Origin of the sequence: Streptosporangium sp. NPDC000239, from assembly GCF_040300765.1 — a bacterium.
Lineage (GTDB): Bacteria > Actinomycetota > Actinomycetes > Streptosporangiales > Streptosporangiaceae > Streptosporangium.
On record NZ_JBEPEI010000001.1, the window covers coordinates 651,029 to 667,936 of the forward strand.

Here is a 16,908-nt window from a genome sequence, read left to right on the forward strand (position 1 = left end):
GGGCGCGTCCGGCAGGCGGGACGGGTGAGCGGCGGCAGGCCGCGGGCCCGCTCCGCGCCGTGCGAGGGACCGGACGTCACGGAGACGAGAACACCTGCGGGGTCGACGCCTAGGCGGAGGTGAGAGAGACGGCTGTTACTCCCGTGCAGGTGACGGGCACGGTGCTGACGACGCGCCGGGTCGACGCCTACCACGCGCTGACCGTGGTCGCGCCCGGCGTCGCCGAGCGGTTCAGGCCGGGCCACTTCGTCTCGGTCGCCGTCGGCGGGCCGCAGACGTCGATGCTGACGCGCCGGGTCTTCTTCGTCCACGACGTCAAACCCGACTACGGCGGCACGGTCGAGTTCGTCTTCACCGTCAGGGGGCCGGGCACGGCCTGGCTCGCCGAGCGCCGCGCCCGCGACACCCTCGACCTGGTCGGCCCGCTCGGCAGGCCGTTCCCGCTGCCCCGCGACCCCGCGACCTGCGTCCTGGTCGGCGCCGAGTACGGCTCGGCGACACTGTTCACCGTGGCCGACGCCCTCCAGCAGCGCGGCTGCCGCGTCGACTTCGTGCTCGGCGCGGCCTCGGCCGACCGGGTCTTCGGCGCGCTGCGCGCCAGGAGGATGGGAGAGACGACCACCCTGACCACGGAGGACGGTTCCCTCGGTATGCGCGGCAGAGTGGCCGACGTGCTGCCCGGTGTGATCGCCGACGTCAGGGCGGACGCGGTCTACGCGTGCGGCCCGATGGAGACGCTGCGCGGCGTCACCGCCGTCGCGGTCGAGTTCGACATCCCGGTGCAGGTGGCCGTCGAGGAACGGATGGCCTGCGGGATCGGCGTGTGCATGACGTGTGTGCTGCCGGTCATCGGAGACGACGGCGTCACCCGGATGGTGCGCTCGTGCGTCGAAGGACCGGTCTTCAGAGGCGAGCGCGTCCGCTTCGACGACGTGGGGACCATCCCGTTCGACGCGCTGGGAGCGCCGGGTGGGGGAACACGGAATGTCGGTTGACATGCGGACCTACCTGGGGCACGTGGAACTGGCCAACCCCATGACCACGGCCGCGGGGTGCGCCGCCTCGGGGGCCGAGCTGGCCCAGTTCTTCGACCTGGCCAGGATCGGCGCCCTGACGACCAGATCGATCACCATGGCCCCCAGGGCGGGCAGGCCGACCCCCAGGGTCGCCGAGACCCCCTCGGGGCTGCTCAACGCCGTCGGCCTGCAGGGGCCGGGCATGGACGCCTTCCTGGAACGCGAGCTGCCCTGGCTGGCCCAGCGGGGGATAAGGACCGTGGTCTCCATCGGGGGCGGCACCGTCGCCGAGTACACCGCGCTGGCCCGCAGGCTCACCGACGCCCCCGGGGTGACCGCCGTCGAGGTCAACCTGTCCTGCCCCAACATCGAGGACCGGGGCAGGGTCTTCGCCCGTGACGGGGCCGCCTCCGCCGAGGTGGTCGCCTCCGTCCGCTCGGTCATGCGTTACGACGTGCCGGTCGTGGCCAAGCTGTCGCCGGACGTGATGGACATCGTGAGCGTGGCCAGGGCGTGCGTCGACGGCGGCGCCGACGCCCTCTCGATGATCAACAGCCCGATCGGCATGAGCATCGACACCGAGGCCATGCGGCCCTCCCTGGCCGCGGTCACCGGCGGCCTGTCGGGACCGGCCATCAGGCCGCTGGCCGTACGCTGCGTGTGGCAGGTGCACGCGGCGCTGCCCAGCGTGCCCATCATCGGCATGGGCGGCGTGCTGACCGGCAGGGACGCCTTCGAGCTCATCCTGGCGGGCGCCTGCGTCGTCGCCGTCGGCACCGCCCTGTTCCACGACCCCTACGCCTGCCTGCGTGTCCTGAGAGAGCTTGAGGAGCTCCTGGCGGCGCGCGGTTTCCACCGGCTGGCCGACGCGGTCGGGCTGGCCCATCGCCCGCCGGGCGCTTCCGCCCGGAACCGGATAGACCTGGAGGAGAGTTCCCTGTGACGCCCGCACCCATCGCCGTAGCCCTGGACGCGCCCGACCTGGAGACCGCAGCCCGCTGGGCGGGCATGGTCACCCCGCATGTCAGCACCGTGAAGGTCGGACTCGAACTCTATCTCCGCTACGGCCCCGAGGTGATCGCCTCGGTCAGGGGCGCCAGCGGCGTCCAGATCTTCCTCGACCTCAAGCTGCACGACATCCCCAACACGGTCGCCGGCGCGGCCAGGGCCGTGGCACGGCTCAAGCCCGCCATCCTGACCGTCCACGCGGCCGGAGGCCCCGCCATGATCAGGGCGGCCGTCGAGGCGCTGCCCGACACCCGGATCGCGGCCGTGACGGTGCTCACGTCGCTGTCCGCGGCCGATCTGGAGCGCGTCGGCCTGGAGGGCTCTCCCGACGACGCCGTGCGCCGCCTGGCCTCGCTGGCCGTGGGCGCGGGTGCCCAGGCCCTCGTGTGCTCACCCCGCGAGGTCGCCGCGGTGCGGGCAGAGGTCGGCCAGGACGTCACCCTGATCACCCCCGGCGTCCGCCCCGCCGGTTCTGAGACTCAGGACCAGGCAAGAGTAGCGACTCCGGAGAGGGCTTTGGCCGACGGGGCCGATCTTCTGGTGATCGGCCGCCCGATCACCGGCGCCGCCGACCCCGGCGCGGCCGCCGCGGGAATCGCCGCCGCGCTGCGCAGAGCCCTCTCCTCGGCCGGTGGGAACGCCTGATCCGGGATGTGATCCACGCCCCCGTAAAACACGGAGTTGAGGGTTGTTTCATCGACACTCGGCGACTTTCACGCTACACAAAGTGACGAAGTAGATTTTCTAAGGGAAGAAACTGGTCTTGACGTTGCTTGAAGCGCGATGACCAGCTAGTTTCCCTTCCCGTCCGAGTACATCGACAGGAAATTCGAGGTGACCCGGCGTGGCTCTTCCTCCCCTTACCCCTGAGCAGCGCGCCGCAGCCCTAGAGAAGGCTGCCAAGGCCCGCCGAGAGCGTGCCGAGGTTAAGAACCGCCTGAAGCACGGCGCTATCTCTCTGGCTGAGGTGCTCAAAGACGGGCAGGCTGACGACGTCATCGGCAAGATGAAGGTGTCGGCTCTTCTGGAGTCGCTCCCCGGCGTGGGCAAGGTCCGCGCCAAGCAGCTGATGGAGCGGCTTGGCATCGCAGAGTCCCGCCGCGTGCGGGGCCTGGGAGCCAACCAGCGGGCGTCCCTTGAGCGTGAGTTCGGCGGGGCCGAGGGCTAGTCTCGGTCCGGTACGGACACGCTCATCCGCGCCTGGCGCGGGAACGGCATCACGGGGGGTTGTGGAGTTGACCGGAACATCGTGGTCCGACGGGAGTCGGGCTCCGGGGAAGACCGCTGAGAGCGGGTCCGGCGGCTCCGTGTCCCCGGTCGAAGGTCCGGAGGGGGCTGGAGCCTTCCCCGGGCCGACCGGCAACCGCCTGACGGTCCTCTCAGGGCCGTCAGGCGTTGGCAAGTCCACGGTCGTCGCCGAGCTTCGGCGGGCACACCCCCAGGTGTGGCTGTCGGTCTCGGTGACCACCAGGAGGCCCCGGCCGGGTGAGACCCACGGGGTCGAGTACTTCTTCGTCGACGACGAGGAGTTCGACCGCCTGGCCGCCTCGGGCGAGCTGCTCGAATGGGCGGAGTTCGCGGGCAACCGGTACGGCACGCCGCGCGGCCCCGTGCTCGCCAAGCTCGCGGCCGGGGTGCCCACGCTCCTGGAGATCGACCTGCAGGGGGCCCGTCAGGTCCGGGCGAGCATGCCGGAGGCACTGCTGGTCTTCCTCGCCCCGCCGAGCTGGCAGGAGCTGGAGAAGCGCCTGCGGGGCAGGGGCACCGAGCCCGAGGACGTCATCGCCCGCCGCCTGGCCGCGGGCCGGATCGAGATGGCCGCGGAGCAGGAGTTCGATCTCTCCCTGGTGAACACGTCCGTCCAGGAGGTATGCCACAGGCTGATAGCCTTGTTGGCTGATGCTCCCGAGGCTTCGAGCCCCGGACGTTCACCTAACTAGGGGAAAACACAACGTGGCAACGAACGCGGCCTACTCCGAAGGCATCACCAACCCGTCGATCGACGCCCTGCTGGAGATCGTCGACAGCAAGTACAGTCTGGTGATCTTCGGTTCGAAGCGCGCCCGTCAGATCAACGCCTACTACTCCCAGCTCGGCGAGGGCCTGCTGGAGTACGTCGGGCCGCTCGTGGAGACCCACGCCCAGGAGAAGCCGCTGTCCATCGCGCTGCGCGAGGTCAGTGAGGGTCTGCTGACCTCAGAGCCGATCGAGGGCTAGTCCCGCCGATGCGGACGCCTGGCGAGGGCGAGACCGCCCTCCCCTCCTCCCTCGCGGAACCATCCCGGACGGAGCCCGTCCCGGCGGAGCAGGCGGTCCCCGGCCCGCGCCGCCGACCGGCCGTCGTCCTGGGGGTCGGCGGCGGCATCGCCGCCTACAAGGCCTGTGAGCTGCTGCGCCTGTTCACCGAGTCGGGCCACGACGTGCGCGTCGTGCCCACCAGGCAGGCCCTGCGCTTCGTCGGCGAGCCCACCTGGGCCGCCCTGTCCGGAAACCCCGTCGCCGCCGACGTCTGGGAGTCGGTGCACGAGGTGCCCCACGTCAGGATCGGCCAGGGCGCCGACCTGGTCGTCGTCGCGCCCGCGACCGCGGACCTGCTGGCCAGGGCCGCCCACGGGCTGGCCGACGACCTGCTGACCAACACGCTGCTCACCGCGCGCTGCCCGGTCGTCCTCGCGCCCGCGATGCACACCGAGATGTGGGAGCACCCCGCGACCCGCGCGAACGTGGCGACCCTCCGCGAGCGCGGCACGCTCGTCGTCGAGCCCGCCGTCGGCCGCCTCACCGGCGCCGACACGGGCAGGGGACGGCTGCCCGACCCCGTGGAGATCTTCGAGTTCTGCCGGGGCGTGCTCGCGGGCAGGCCCGCCGACCTCGCGGGCCGCAGGCTGGTGGTCTCGGCGGGGGGCACCCGCGAGGCCATCGACCCGGTCCGCTTCCTGGGCAACCGCTCCTCCGGCCTGCAGGGCTACGCGCTGGCCCGTACGGCCCTGGCCCGCGGCGCGGAGGTCACCCTGGTCGCCGCCAACGTCGCACTGCCCGATCCGGCGGGGGCGACGGTCGTCCGGGTCGAGTCGGCACTCGAACTGCGCGAGGCCGTGCTGAAGGCGGCCGAGGAGGCCGACGCCGTGGTCATGGCCGCCGCCGTCGCCGACTTCAGGCCCGCGCGGCGGAACGAGTCGAAGGTCAAGAAGACCTCGGCCGATCCCGACCCTATCCATTTGGTGAAAAATCCGGACATCCTTGCTGAGCTGGGTGAGCGCCGGAGGCAGGGGGAGGGGCCGAGCCCGCGGGTCATCGTGGGGTTCGCGGCCGAGACCGACGACGTGCTCGCCAACGGGCAGGCCAAGCTCGCCCGCAAGGGCTGTGACCTGCTGGTCGTCAACCAGGTCGGGGAGAATCTCGCCTTCGGGACACCTGACAACGCGGCGGTCGTGCTGGCCTCGGAGGGCGGCCGGGTCGAGATTCCGCGCGGCCCCAAGGAGGCCCTGGCCGACGTGGTCTGGGACCTCGTCGCCGAACGCCTGGCCTGACTCCCTTGCCGGAGATCGGCCGGCGGCGGATACTGCGTCCGGAGCGACCTGGAACGTCACGCCCGGAGGGTTCCCGACCATGCCGGTCTCCGCTGCCGTCAGGGCGCGCTGCCGCGCCCTGCTTCCGCCGGGGGAGGACATCAGTTACGTCCTGCCCGCCCTCTCCGTGAGCTCGCCGGGGACGGCGGCCTTCCTCATCGTGGTCACCGACCGGTCGATCCTGGTGATGTCCACCAAGTTCTTCGACCACGGCATGCCCAGTTCGGTCTACGCGACGCACGCGCGCCGTACCCGGCTCGGCCCGGTCGAGTTCTCCTCGAGCGCGGCCATCGAGTTCGGCGGGATGGTCTTCGAGATCGACGAGGAGTACGCGGCGGTGGTGTGCGCCGCGGACGCCGAGGTCTTCGCGCCGGAGACGCTGCCCGCCGACCCCCTGCCCGACCTCTGAACCCTGCTCTCCGGTCGCCGTCCGTAGCGTGATATCCCGGTAAATGGGTTGGTTTAGTGTGATTTTGGGCTGGTTGGACGGCAAGGCGTCAGGATTCGGGCACGCCGGATTCAGGGTGATTTCGCGGCGCCGTACCTGGTGGGGCTAGAATTCGGCGAGCGCTTCGGGTGCCGTGTGCCCCGAAGTCCCAGACGCCAGCAGCCGCTGCATGAGGAGCCACTGACTTGTCCCGTCGCCTGTTCACCTCCGAGTCGGTCACCGAGGGCCACCCGGACAAGATCGCCGACCAGATCAGTGACGCGATTCTCGACGCCATGCTCAAGGGAGACCCCCGGAGCCGTGTCGCGGTCGAGACGCTGATCACCACCGGTCAGGTCCACGTCGCCGGAGAGGTGACGACGGAGACCTACGTCGACATCCCCGGTCTCATCCGGGCGAAGATCCTCGAAATCGGTTACGACGCCTCGCACAAGGGCTTCGACGGCGCCTCCTGTGGCGTCTCGGTGTCCATCGGCGCGCAGTCGCCCGACATCGCCCAGGGCGTCGACGCCGCCTACGAGGCCCGTGAGGGCGAGGGCTCCGACGAGCTCGACCGCCAGGGCGCGGGCGACCAGGGCCTGATGTTCGGCTACGCCTCGCGTGAGACCCCCGAGCTGATGCCGCTGCCGATCCAGCTGGCCCACCGCCTGGCCGAGCGCCTGTCGGAGGTCCGTAAGAACGGCACCGTCCCCTACCTCCGCCCCGACGGCAAGACCCAGGTCACCATCGAGTACGACGGCGACAAGCCGGTCCGCCTCGACACCGTGGTCGTCTCCACCCAGCACGCGGCCGAGATCGACCTCAAGGAGATGCTCGCCCCGGACATCAAGGAGCACGTGGTCGACCCGGTGCTCGCCGGTCTTGAGATCGAGACCGAGGGCTACCGGCTGCTGGTCAACCCCACCGGCCGTTTCGAGATCGGCGGCCCGATGGGCGACGCCGGTCTGACCGGCCGCAAGATCATCGTCGACACCTACGGCGGCATGGCCCGTCACGGCGGCGGCGCCTTCTCCGGCAAGGACCCGTCCAAGGTCGACCGCTCGGCCGCCTACGCCATGCGCTGGGTCGCCAAGAACATCGTGGCCGCGGAGCTGGCGGACCGCGCCGAGGTCCAGGTCGCCTACGCCATCGGCAAGGCGCACCCGGTCGGCGTGTTCGTCGAGACCTTCGGCACCGAGAAGGTCCCGGTCGAGAAGATCCAGGAGGCCGTGCTCAGCGTCTTCGACCTGCGCCCGGCCGCGATCATCCGCGACCTCGACCTGCTCCGCCCGATCTACTCGGCGACCTCCGCCTACGGTCACTTCGGTCGTCCCGAGTTCTCCTGGGAGGCCACCGACCGCGCCGACGCCCTGCGCAAGGCCGCCGGTCTCTGACCCCGCAGGCACGGCCCCCGCGAGCATCCCTCGCGGGGGCCGTGCCGTTTTTCCCGGCCTTCTCCCCGTGTGGTCCTGACCGTGTCCGGCTCCGCGTGCGAGGCCGGAGGCGTGGCGGTGACCGGCTGCGTCCCGCCTTTCACGGGTCAGGAGCGCACATATGGAGCCTGACCACCAACTGTGTCCCCTGAACCGTCCAATTCTGTGTAACTTCTCTTTTGGAGATCTTGGGGGAGAGACGTGATCAGGCGGTTTGGGACAGGCGAACTGCCCATGGAGGCGACAAGCTTCGTGGGCCGCAAGGAAGAGCTTCGTCAGGTCAGGCGTCTGCTCCAGGTCTCCAGGCTGGTCACCGTCACCGGGGTCGCCGGCATCGGCAAGACCCGGGTGGCGGTCAGGGCGGCCTCCGAGGTGCTCGCGACCTTCGCCGACGGCGTCAAGTTCGTCGAACTGGCCGGGGTGAGCGACCCCGACCGTCTCGAACAGGCCGTGGCGTACGCCCTCGAACTGGTCGACCTGTCCGTGAGGCCGGACACCGAGGTCCTGGTCGAGCACCTCCGCGACCGGCAGATGCTCCTGGTCCTCGACACCTGCGAGCACCTCGTGGACGCCTGCGCCCGGTTGGCCCAGACCCTCCTGGAGAGCAGCCCCAACCTGCGCATCCTGGCCACCAGCAGGCAGTCGCTCGGAGTGCCCGGCGAGCACATCGTCGCCCTGCCGCCGATGGCCCTGCCGGGGCCGCGCGCCATGAAGTCGGTCGGCGCGCTCTCCCGGTGCGAGTCGGTCACGCTGTTCCTCGAACGTGTCGCCGCCGTCAAGCCGGACTACGCCCTCACCGGGGAGAACGCCGAGGAGATCGCGGAGATCTGCACCAAGCTCGACGGGATCCCGCTGGCCATCGAACTGGTCGCCGTCCGGATGCGCGCCTTCACCCTCGGCCGGGTCCGCGACCTGCTGGACGACCGGCTCTGGCTGCTGTCCGGCCGGGTGACGGCCAGCAGGCACCCGACGGTCGGCGCGACCGTCGACTGGAGCCACGACCTGTGCACCCCCGACGAACGGCTGCTGTGGTCGCGGCTGCCGATCTTCGTCTCCGACTTCGACGCCGCGGCGGCGGAGGGGGTCTGCGCCGACGAGGCGCTGCCTGCGGAACGGATCCTGCCCACCCTGCTGGGCCTGGTGGACAAGTCGATCGTGATCCCGGTCAAACGCGAGGAGGGCACGGCCTACCGGCTTCTGGACATCATCAGGGAGTACGGCGCGGCCAGGCTGGCCGAGACCGGGGACGAGGGATGGCTGCGCCGCAGGCACCTGCGCTACCACTTCGAGCTGGCGCTCAGGGGCAAGGAGTCGGGCCGGCACGGCGACCAGGTCGAGTCGTGGAGCCGGGTCCGCAGGCAGTGGCCCAACATCCGCGCCGCCCTGGACCTGTGCGTCCAGGACCCCGAACTGCGTGAGACGGGCCTGATGATGGCCGCGGGCCTGTGGTACCTCTGGGTGGCCTGCGGGATGCTCAGGGAGGGCCGCGACCAGCTCGAAAGGCTGCTCGCCCAGCCCATGCCGGGCAGTCAGGCCTGGTCGTGGGGGCTGCTCACCCTCGTCTACATCGCCAACGCCAGAGGCGACCTGGACGAGGCGCGGCTGCTGCTGGAACGGTGCAGGGCGCACAGCCCGCCGGGGACGCCGGGCGCCGAGCTGGTCGAGCTGGTCCAGCTCAAGATGAACGGCACACTGGCCTCGGTCGAGGGCGACCCCCGGGCCGCGGAGGACATGCTCGGCACGGTGATCGAACGGCTTCGCCCCAACCGGGAGCTGCCCGAGGTGCTCCTGCCCGCGATGGTCGAGCTGGGCACCTGCCTGGTGCTCGGCGGCGAGCCCGAGGCGGCGGGCCGGATCCTGCTCGAATGCCGTGAGCTGTGCGACGAGCTGGGAGAGGTCTGGGCGAACGCGCACGCCGACTACGTCCTCGGCCTGGTGGCGCGGACGGAGGGCGACGCCGCCAGGGCGGTCGGGCACGCCCGCGACTCCCTGCGGGTCAAGACACGCTTCTCCGACACCATGGGCGTCGTCTCCTGCCTTGAGCTGCTGGCCTGCGCCGCGGCCGACGAGGGCGACCTGGCCAGGGCAGGGCGGCTGTTCGCCGCGGCGCGCGCGGAACGGCTCGACAAGGGGCTGATCGAGCAGGGCTATCCGGTGGTGATCGAGGAGAGCGCCCGCTGCGCCCAGCGTGTCGCCGCGGAGCTGCCTCGAAGGGAGGCCGAGCAGGCGGTCAGGGAGGGGGCCGCGCTCGGCTCGGAACGGGCGATCGCCTACGCGCTCGGCGAGGACGTGGCCACGGGGCCCGCCGTACGGGACTCCCGCTGGGCGCCGCTGACCCGCAGGGAGCGCGAGGTCGCGGAACTGGTCGCCGAGGGGCTGACCAACCGGCAGATCGCCCACCGGCTGGTGGTCGTCCAGCGCACGGTCGACTCCCACGTCGAGCACATCCTCGCCAAGCTCGGTTTCTCCGCGCGCACCCAGATCGCGGCCTGGGCGATCAGGCAGCGCAGGGGACACGTGTGAGGTCCGGCCGCACGGACGGCTGACCGGACATCAAGTACAGGTGGGCATGAAGTGTCCGCGTGTACAGGTATGCCTTGAGAGCCGGCGATTTTGCTGGACGTGAATGTTCTGGTCGGCGTGAATTTTTTGCCGTAGACGGATGTTCCAGAAGAGCACGGCCGATTCGGCGCCAAGGGCGTTCGCCTTTCGCCGGGCACGGCACCAAGCGGAAGCGGAGGATGAACATGGTGCGGGGGCCGGGAAACCTGCCGGTTGACCTGTCCAGTTTCGTGGGACGGGCGGAGGAGCTGGCCGAGGGCCTGCGCCACCTCACAGAGGCCAGGATCATGACCGTCACAGGACCCGCGGGCGTCGGCAAGACCCGTACGGCCCTGCGCCTGGCCGCCAGGCTGCGCCGCCGCTTCCCGGGCGGGACCTGGCGGGCCGAACTGTCCGGTACAGCCGACCCGGTGACCACACTGGCCGAGGCGCTCGAACTGCCCCGGACGTCGTCCGCCAGGGAGATCGGGGCCGCCCTGCGCGAACGGCGCCCGCTCGTCGTCCTCGACACCTGCGAGCACATTCCCGGTGAGGTCGCCGCGCTGGCGGAGGACCTGCTGGCCGAGGCGCCCAGGGCCGCGATCGTCGTCACCGGGCGCAGGCCGCTCGGCCTGCCGGGGGAGCGGGTGCTGCAGCTCGCGCCGTTACCGCTCACCTCGGCCGTGCGACTGTTCGAGGACCGGGCGATAGCGGTCGACCCCCGGTTCGCGCTGACGCCGGCCACGGCGCCGATCGTGGCGGAGATCTGCGGCAGGCTCGACGGGCTGCCGCTGGCTATCGAGCTGGCCGCGACCCTGGTGCGGTCCATGCTGGCCAGGGACCTGCTTGAGGAGCTCAGGCACCGTTTCACCCTGCTGACCGGGGTCAGCAGGACCGTGCTGCCGCGCCACCGTGACCTGCGGGCGGCCGTCATGTGGAGCTACGACCTCTGCGACGCCGAGCAGCGCGAGCTGTGGGCCCTGCTGTCGGCGCTGCCGGGCTCCTTCGGCCTGGCGGACGCGCGCGCGGCGTGCCGGGGACACCTCCCCGGGGAACGGGTGGCGCCCGTCCTGGCGAAGCTGGTCGAGGGGTCCGTCGTACTTCGCGAACCAGGCGAGAGGTACCGGATGCTGGAGGCCTACAGAAGGGTCGGCCTCGAACCCTCGGGAAGCCCGTGGCGGCCCGCCGTACAGCGTCCGCTGCGGGGCGGGGGACGGCTGCCCTCCCCCCGGCAGCCGGGCGGGACGGCCAGGCCCGCGGGCACACTGAGCGCCAGGGAGCTCCAGGTGGCCAAACTGATCACCGAGGGGCTCTCGAACCCGGAGATCGCCGTACGGCTTGACATCGCCAAACGCACCGTGGACGCCCACGTCCGCAACATCCTCGCCAAGGGCGGCCTCGCCTCCCGCACCCAGGTCGCCGCCTGGGTCGCGGAAAGCGATTATCAGTCCTCGACATAGGCACATCGCCCGATGCGGAAGGGGGGTGGCGGCGGTCATCATGGTGGTGGCCAGTGGGACACCGTGTGCTCCAGCGTTCCGCAGCGTCGGGTGGTCTTGAGGGAGGGGTCCCCTTCCACCTGAAGTATGTTGGGGTTTTCCCTGTGTCGGGCGTGACCCACTGGCCGAACCCCTCCCACGTCTGGCGGGACGGTCCCCGCGCATCTGGTAGGACAAGTGGGTGACCCACACCAGCCTCCCCGCGGACGACGGCGCCCTGCTTCCGCTCGACGCCGTGCGTCGCGGGCCCGTCCCCGCCGCCAGGTCCGCCAGGGGGGTGCCGGAGCCGGCCGCGACGCTGCCGGTCGCACGGGTCGTCGTGGACACGCCGCTGCCGCACCTGGACCGGCCGTTCGACTATCTCGTGCCCGCGTCCATGGACGCCGAGGCGGTCCCGGGCGCGCGGGTCAGGGTCAGGTTCGCGGGCAAGCTCGTGGACGGCTTCCTGCTCGAACGGGCCGAGAACACCGAGCACGAGGGCGGACTGGCCAGGCTTGAGCGGGTCGTCTCGCCGGAGCCGGTGCTCGCCCCGGAGATCGCCCTGCTGGCCAGGATCGTGGCCGACCGCTACGCGGGGACCATGGCCGACGTGCTCAGGCTCGCCGTCCCGCCCCGCCACGCCAGGGTCGAGGCCGAGCCGCAACCCCAGCGGGAACCGGCAGAGAAGCCGTCCGGGGAGAAGACCGGCGGAGACCTGGGGCCGTGGGCCGGCTATCCGGAGGGGGCGGCCTTCCTCACGGCCCTGGCCCAGGGCCGCTCACCCCGCGCGGTGTGGAGCGCGCTGCCCGGGACGGGACAGGACGGCCTCGAATGGCCGAGGGCGGTCGCGGTCGCCGTGCGGGAGACCCTCCGGGGGGACAGGGGCGCCCTCGTCGTCCTCCCCGACGGCAAGGACGTCGCGATGGCCGACGCCGCGCTCGGCGCGGTCCTGGACCCCGGGACGCACGTCGCGCTCACCTCGGACCTGGGCCCCGCGGAGCGCTACCGGCGCTGGCTGCGTGTCCGCAGGGGCCACGTGCGCGTCGTCGTGGGCACCAGGGCCGCCGTCTTCGCCCCGGTCAGGGATCTGGGCCTGGTGGTGATCTGGGACGACGGCGACGATCTGCACGCCGAACGGCTCGCGCCTTACCCGCACGCCAGGGAGGTCCTCGCGCTGCGCGCCCACCACGGCAGGGCGGGACTGCTCATCGGCGGGCACGCCCGTACGGCCGAGGCCACCAGGCTCGTCGCCACCGGCTGGGCCGGTGCCATCGTCGCGGACCGGGAGACGATCAGGGCCAGGGCGCCCAGGGTCCGCCCCGCGGGGGACGACGCGGAACTGGCCAGGGACGAGGCGGCGCGGGCGGCCAGGCTGCCCAGCCTCGCCTGGCGGGCGCTGCGCGCGGGCCTGGAGACGGGGCCGGTGCTGATCCAGGTCCCCCGGCGGGGATACCTGCCCGGCCTGGCCTGCCAGAGTTGCCGGACCACGGCCAGGTGCGGGCACTGCGGAGGGCCGCTCGCGCTGCGCGGGGGACACGCCATGCCGTACTGCCGCTGGTGCGGCCGGATCGCGGGACAGTGGCGCTGCCAGTCCTGCGGCGCGGCGCGGATGCGGGCGCAGGTGGTCGGCGCCCGCCGTACGGCCGAGGAACTGGGCAGGGCCTTTCCCTCGGTGCCGGTCAGGACCTCGGGCAGGGACGGGGTGCTCGCCGCGGTCGGTGACGCGCGTGCCCTGGTCGTGGCGACCCCGGGGGCCGAGCCCGTCGCGGAGGGCGGCTACGCGGCGGCGGTGCTGCTGGACGGCTGGGCCATGCTGGGCAGGCCCGACCTGCGGGCCGCCGAGGAGACGCTGCGCCGGTGGATGAACGCGGCCGCGCTGCTGCGGCCACGGGCGGAGCTGGTGGTGCTCGCCGACTCCTCGGTGCCCGCCGTGCAGGCGCTGCTGCGCTGGGACCCGGCCACCCACGCCGAACGTGAACTGGCCGACAGGACAGAACTCCGTTTTCCCCCGGCGGTAAGGATCGCCACCCTGACCGGGTCCCCCGGCGCGGTACGGGAAATACTCGGCGACGTCGAACTGCCCGGGCAGGCGCAGGTGCTCGGGCCCGTCCCCCTCGACACGCCAAGGGGCGACCAGGTGCGGGAACGTGCCATGGTACGGGTCCCGCAGGCGGCGGGGGCGGCGCTGTCCGCGGCGCTGAAGGGGGCGGCGGGAGTACGCTCCGCCCGTAAGTCACCGGAGGTGGTCCGGGTGTGCATTGACCCCCTGGACGTCATTTGAGTTGTTTCCCCGATTCGCGGTGCTGACAGTAAGCCGTTAATTTTCCTCTGTGTCGATCGAATGGGTGAATCAGGCCGTAGACGATCTGCGCGCGTGGGGGCGTGCGCACGGCCTGGCCGTTGACGTGGACGAGGTACGTCTGCTCTGCGACTACGCGAGCGACTATCTGGACGTGAACGAGCTGGGCGACTTCACCCCGGGCACCTTCGAGGAACTGCTGCTCAACATCTACCCGCGGAAGGTCATCGCCCCGCCGGAGAGCGCCCCAGAGACCGTCGCCGCCGCCCGTACCCTGGTCGACTTCCTCCTCGCGACCGAGGAGATCGGCGGCAAGATGGCGACCAGAATGCGATCCGTACTGGACCGAATCGAACCGGAGATGCCGATCGCGCTCGCCGACACCTCCCGGTTCGGCATGGCCAAGAGCCTGTTCAGCGCGATGGGCGCCGAAGCCCTCGAACAGGGCTTCTCCCTCACCCCGGCCGAACGGCCCGCGGCGCAGGCCGTCCGGGAGGAGAGCGAGGACGGGCCGTGCGACTGCCCGGGATGCGCCCCCCTGCCCCCCGTACGGCTCGCCGCCCGCGAGGCACTGGCCGAGGCGGCGCTACGGGTCCCCATGGTGACCGACGCCCGGCGGCTGGTGCAGTGGATGCTCGCCGGAGGCCGCACTCCGACCGTCAAGGGGCGCCTCAGAGTCCGCGACGCCGCCGAGGCCACCGCCCAGCTCTCGGTCGCCGAACCCGCCCTGCTGTGGGACCTGGCGGTCTACGCGGGCCTGGTCGAGATCGAGGGCACCGCCGTCTTCGACGCCGACGACCTCGACCCGCTCGACGTCTGGGCCTCGGTGGTCGAGTTCGTCGTGGAGAAGGAGACCGGCGGCGCCGTCACCGGCAATCCGGCCCTCGACGAGGAGCTCTACGGCCTGTGCGACGTGCTCTACCGGCTGCAGACGCCGATGCCGGTCCCGCTGCTGATGGAGTACGCCCAGGAGGCCGGGCTGACCGACGAGGCCGAACTCGACCCTGAGGAGGCCATCGGGCGCCTGGCCTACTGCGGCGTCGTCGAACCGGACCGGATGGAGCTCGCACTGACCCCGCAGGCCGTGTGGGCCCTGCGGGAGCTCTACACCGGGCTCGGCATCGACGCCCCCGAGGCCGCCGACCTGGCCGCCGTGGACGCCTCCGAACTCATCGAGGGACTGCTGTCCGGCATCCCCACGGAACTGGCCGAGGCCGAGATCGAGGAGTGGCTGCGGAGCAGAAGCGCGGCCGAGGCCGCGGCCGAGCTCCTCGGCGCCGTCACCGGCGCCCCCTCCGTCGCCAGGGGGATCGCCGTGACGATCGTCGACAGGCTCGGCCCCGAGGCCGAACGGGCGGTCAGAGGGCATCTGCAGGAGGCGGAGCTGCGCCCCCACGTCATCCACTGGCTGTCGGCGCGCGGCCTGCCCGCCCCGGCGCTCACCCAGGAGGAGGTCCTGTGGATGAGCGTGGACACCCTCGCCCTGGCCGTCTCCGCGGCCGAGGACGACCCCGAGACGTTCGCCGAGAACATGGCGGCGTCCGGTCCGCCCGCCCATATGATCGACGAGATGTGGCGGGTCGACCACCCGGACGTCGTGCAGGTCCTCGAACTGCTCGGCCGCTCCCTGCACGACCAGAACGTCGCCAAGGCCGCGCGCAAGGCAGCCTTCAAGGCCAGATCGCGCGCGATCGGCTAGCCGTACACCCGTGGGGCCTGAGTGCAGTAAGTTTCACGAGTGGCAAAGAGCGGGAACACGGGCAACGTCTTCGACCTCGGCGAGTTGCGCAGGCTCGTCGGCGAGCTCGGGGCGGCACCCGGAGAGCTGCGCGCGGCCGTGCTCGACGCGGTCGGCGCCACCGAGGCGGACGGCGACTGCGACTGCTCCGACTGCGGCACCGAGGTGCTGAGCTTCCCACCGGTCGAGCTGGCCGCCGACGGCGAGCTGGCCGAGGCCGTGCTGAGGGTCCCCCTGGTGCTGGACGCCCAGCGGCTGGCCGTCTGGACCGGCACCAGGCCGGTGACCCCGGAGGGCCTGCTGCCCGACCCCTTCCTGGCGTGCGCCGAGCTCGGCCTGCCCGGCCCGGCGCGGTTGCACCTGCTGTGGGTCGTCGCGGTCAACACCGGCATGCTCCGCATCTCCAGGGGCATGGCGACGGAGGGCCCGCTGGCGCTGTCGGCAGAGCTGCCGCACCGGGCGATGCTGGAGTTCTGGGACGGCGTGGTCATGGACGTGCTCGACCGGGCGGACGAGGGCCTCACGGGCTCCGCCGTGGTCGACGACCACCTGGCCGAGATGCTCGCCACGATGTACGCGGTGAGCGACGGCCTGTCCGCCGCCACCCTCGTCAAGGGCATCCTCCAGTCGCACGAGGTGGCCTGCCAGGCCCGCCCCGCCGAGATGCGGGCGCTGAGCGCCTCCCTGCCCGGCGAACTGGACGCCGCGCTGTCCCTGCTCGGCTACTGCGGTCTCATCGAGCCGTCCGAGACGGGCAGGCCGAGGCTGACCCCCCTGGGCGTCTGGGCCGTCCGCCAGGACCTCATCCGGGAGGGCCACGACGCGCCGACGGGGGCCGAGGTCGCCGTCTTCGCCGACCTGGGCGCCACCGAGCTGGTCGACGCCATCATCAAGCGCTCCGCGGCCCCCAGCGCCGTCACCGTCTGGCTTGAGTCCCGCACCCCGGAGACCGCCGCCCGTGAACTGGTCAGGGTCGCCGCCTCGGGTACGGCCGGCCAGCGCGGCACCGTCGGCACGATCCTCGAAGAGCTGGGCCCCGAGGCGGAGGCCCCCCTCAGGGAGGCGCTCCAGGAGCCGTCCCTGTGGCGTTACGCCGCCTCCTGGCTGCACATCCGCGACCTCCCGGCCCCGGCCCTCGCCCAGGAGGACCGCACCTGGATCGCCGTCGACACGCTCGCCTCGCTGGCCCAGCTCGGCAGGACGGCCGAGGCGATCCGCGAGTTCGACGCGCTCGAACCCGGTGAGGACCTGGTCAGGCTGGCCGAGGAGATGGCCGCGGCCGACCACCCCGACACCATCGCCGTGCTCGACCTGCTGGGTGCCCGTCACCCGGACCCCACGGTCGCCAAGGCGGCCCGCAAGGCGGCGATGAAAACCCGCTCCCGTTAGTCCGGCGGCG

14 protein-coding genes are annotated in these 16,908 nt (G+C 71.9%); all 14 read left to right on the forward strand.

The annotated features are described in order from the left end of the window. Positions 1-119 precede the first annotated feature (119 nt). The 14 genes from ABT340_RS03000 (at position 120) to ABT340_RS03065 (ending at position 16,898) form a co-directional block, all read left to right on the forward strand. Positions 120-995: a dihydroorotate dehydrogenase electron transfer subunit gene (locus ABT340_RS03000; RefSeq protein WP_390037082.1), complete on the forward strand. Its 876-nt coding sequence runs from the start codon at positions 120-122 to the stop codon at positions 993-995. Continuing rightward, positions 985-1,959: a dihydroorotate dehydrogenase gene (locus ABT340_RS03005; protein WP_352008950.1), complete on the forward strand. Its 975-nt coding sequence runs from the start codon at positions 985-987 to the stop codon at positions 1,957-1,959. The genes ABT340_RS03000 and ABT340_RS03005 overlap by 11 nt, the downstream gene beginning before the upstream one ends. Next, positions 1,956-2,669, forward strand: coding sequence for an orotidine-5'-phosphate decarboxylase (pyrF, locus tag ABT340_RS03010; protein WP_352008951.1), 714 nt, complete (start codon positions 1,956-1,958; stop codon positions 2,667-2,669). The genes ABT340_RS03005 and pyrF overlap by 4 nt, the downstream gene beginning before the upstream one ends. Before the next feature lie 199 nt (positions 2,670-2,868). Then, entirely contained in the window at positions 2,869-3,192 is a 324-nt protein-coding gene (mihF, locus tag ABT340_RS03015; protein ID WP_184714603.1) for an integration host factor, actinobacterial type, read from the forward strand. 139 nt (positions 3,193-3,331) lie between these two features. Beyond that, on the forward strand, positions 3,332-3,964 hold the full coding sequence (gmk, locus tag ABT340_RS03020; RefSeq protein WP_352008952.1) for a guanylate kinase: 633 nt from the start codon (positions 3,332-3,334) through the stop codon (positions 3,962-3,964). Between the two features lie 13 nt (positions 3,965-3,977). After that, a complete protein-coding gene (gene rpoZ, locus ABT340_RS03025) occupies positions 3,978-4,241 on the forward strand; it encodes a DNA-directed RNA polymerase subunit omega (RefSeq protein WP_352008953.1) in 264 nt (87 codons plus the stop codon). Positions 4,242-4,249: 8 nt separating this feature from the next. After that, on the forward strand, positions 4,250-5,554 hold the full coding sequence (gene coaBC / locus ABT340_RS03030; RefSeq protein ID WP_352008954.1) for a bifunctional phosphopantothenoylcysteine decarboxylase/phosphopantothenate--cysteine ligase CoaBC: 1,305 nt from the start codon (positions 4,250-4,252) through the stop codon (positions 5,552-5,554). 79 nt (positions 5,555-5,633) lie between these two features. After that, the gene (locus tag ABT340_RS03035; RefSeq protein ID WP_352008955.1) at positions 5,634-6,002 is read left to right on the forward strand and encodes a hypothetical protein; all 369 of its coding nucleotides are present in this window, start codon (positions 5,634-5,636) and stop codon (positions 6,000-6,002) included. Positions 6,003-6,226: 224 nt separating this feature from the next. Then, the gene (metK, locus tag ABT340_RS03040) at positions 6,227-7,414 is read left to right on the forward strand and encodes a methionine adenosyltransferase (protein ID WP_352008956.1); all 1,188 of its coding nucleotides are present in this window, start codon (positions 6,227-6,229) and stop codon (positions 7,412-7,414) included. A gap of 273 nt (positions 7,415-7,687) precedes the next feature. Continuing rightward, positions 7,688-9,976, forward strand: a complete 2,289-nt coding sequence (locus ABT340_RS03045; protein WP_352008957.1) for an ATP-binding protein — start codon at positions 7,688-7,690, stop codon at positions 9,974-9,976. Positions 9,977-10,194: 218 nt separating this feature from the next. Further along, positions 10,195-11,454 (forward strand): helix-turn-helix transcriptional regulator, encoded by a 1,260-nt coding sequence (locus tag ABT340_RS03050; RefSeq protein WP_352008958.1) that lies wholly within the window; start codon positions 10,195-10,197, stop codon positions 11,452-11,454. Between the two features lie 220 nt (positions 11,455-11,674). Then, positions 11,675-13,753, forward strand: coding sequence for a primosomal protein N' (locus ABT340_RS03055; protein ID WP_502992398.1), 2,079 nt, complete (start codon positions 11,675-11,677; stop codon positions 13,751-13,753). A gap of 49 nt (positions 13,754-13,802) precedes the next feature. Beyond that, entirely contained in the window at positions 13,803-15,470 is a 1,668-nt protein-coding gene (locus tag ABT340_RS03060; protein WP_352008959.1) for a hypothetical protein, read from the forward strand. 39 nt (positions 15,471-15,509) lie between these two features. Next, the gene (locus tag ABT340_RS03065) at positions 15,510-16,898 is read left to right on the forward strand and encodes a hypothetical protein (RefSeq protein ID WP_352008960.1); all 1,389 of its coding nucleotides are present in this window, start codon (positions 15,510-15,512) and stop codon (positions 16,896-16,898) included. Positions 16,899-16,908 lie beyond the last annotated feature (10 nt).

Excerpts from the sequence above, each read along its gene's own strand:
- ABT340_RS03005 (WP_352008950.1), top strand. The coding sequence starts at position 985 with ATGTCGGTTGACATGCGGACCTACCTGGGGCACGTGGAACTGGCCAAC.
- coaBC (WP_352008954.1), top strand. The coding sequence starts at position 4,250 with ATGCGGACGCCTGGCGAGGGCGAGACCGCCCTCCCCTCCTCCCTCGCG.
- ABT340_RS03035 (WP_352008955.1), top strand. The coding sequence starts at position 5,634 with ATGCCGGTCTCCGCTGCCGTCAGGGCGCGCTGCCGCGCCCTGCTTCCG.
- ABT340_RS03045 (WP_352008957.1), top strand. The coding sequence starts at position 7,688 with ATGGAGGCGACAAGCTTCGTGGGCCGCAAGGAAGAGCTTCGTCAGGTC.
- ABT340_RS03050 (WP_352008958.1), top strand. The coding sequence starts at position 10,195 with ATGAACATGGTGCGGGGGCCGGGAAACCTGCCGGTTGACCTGTCCAGT.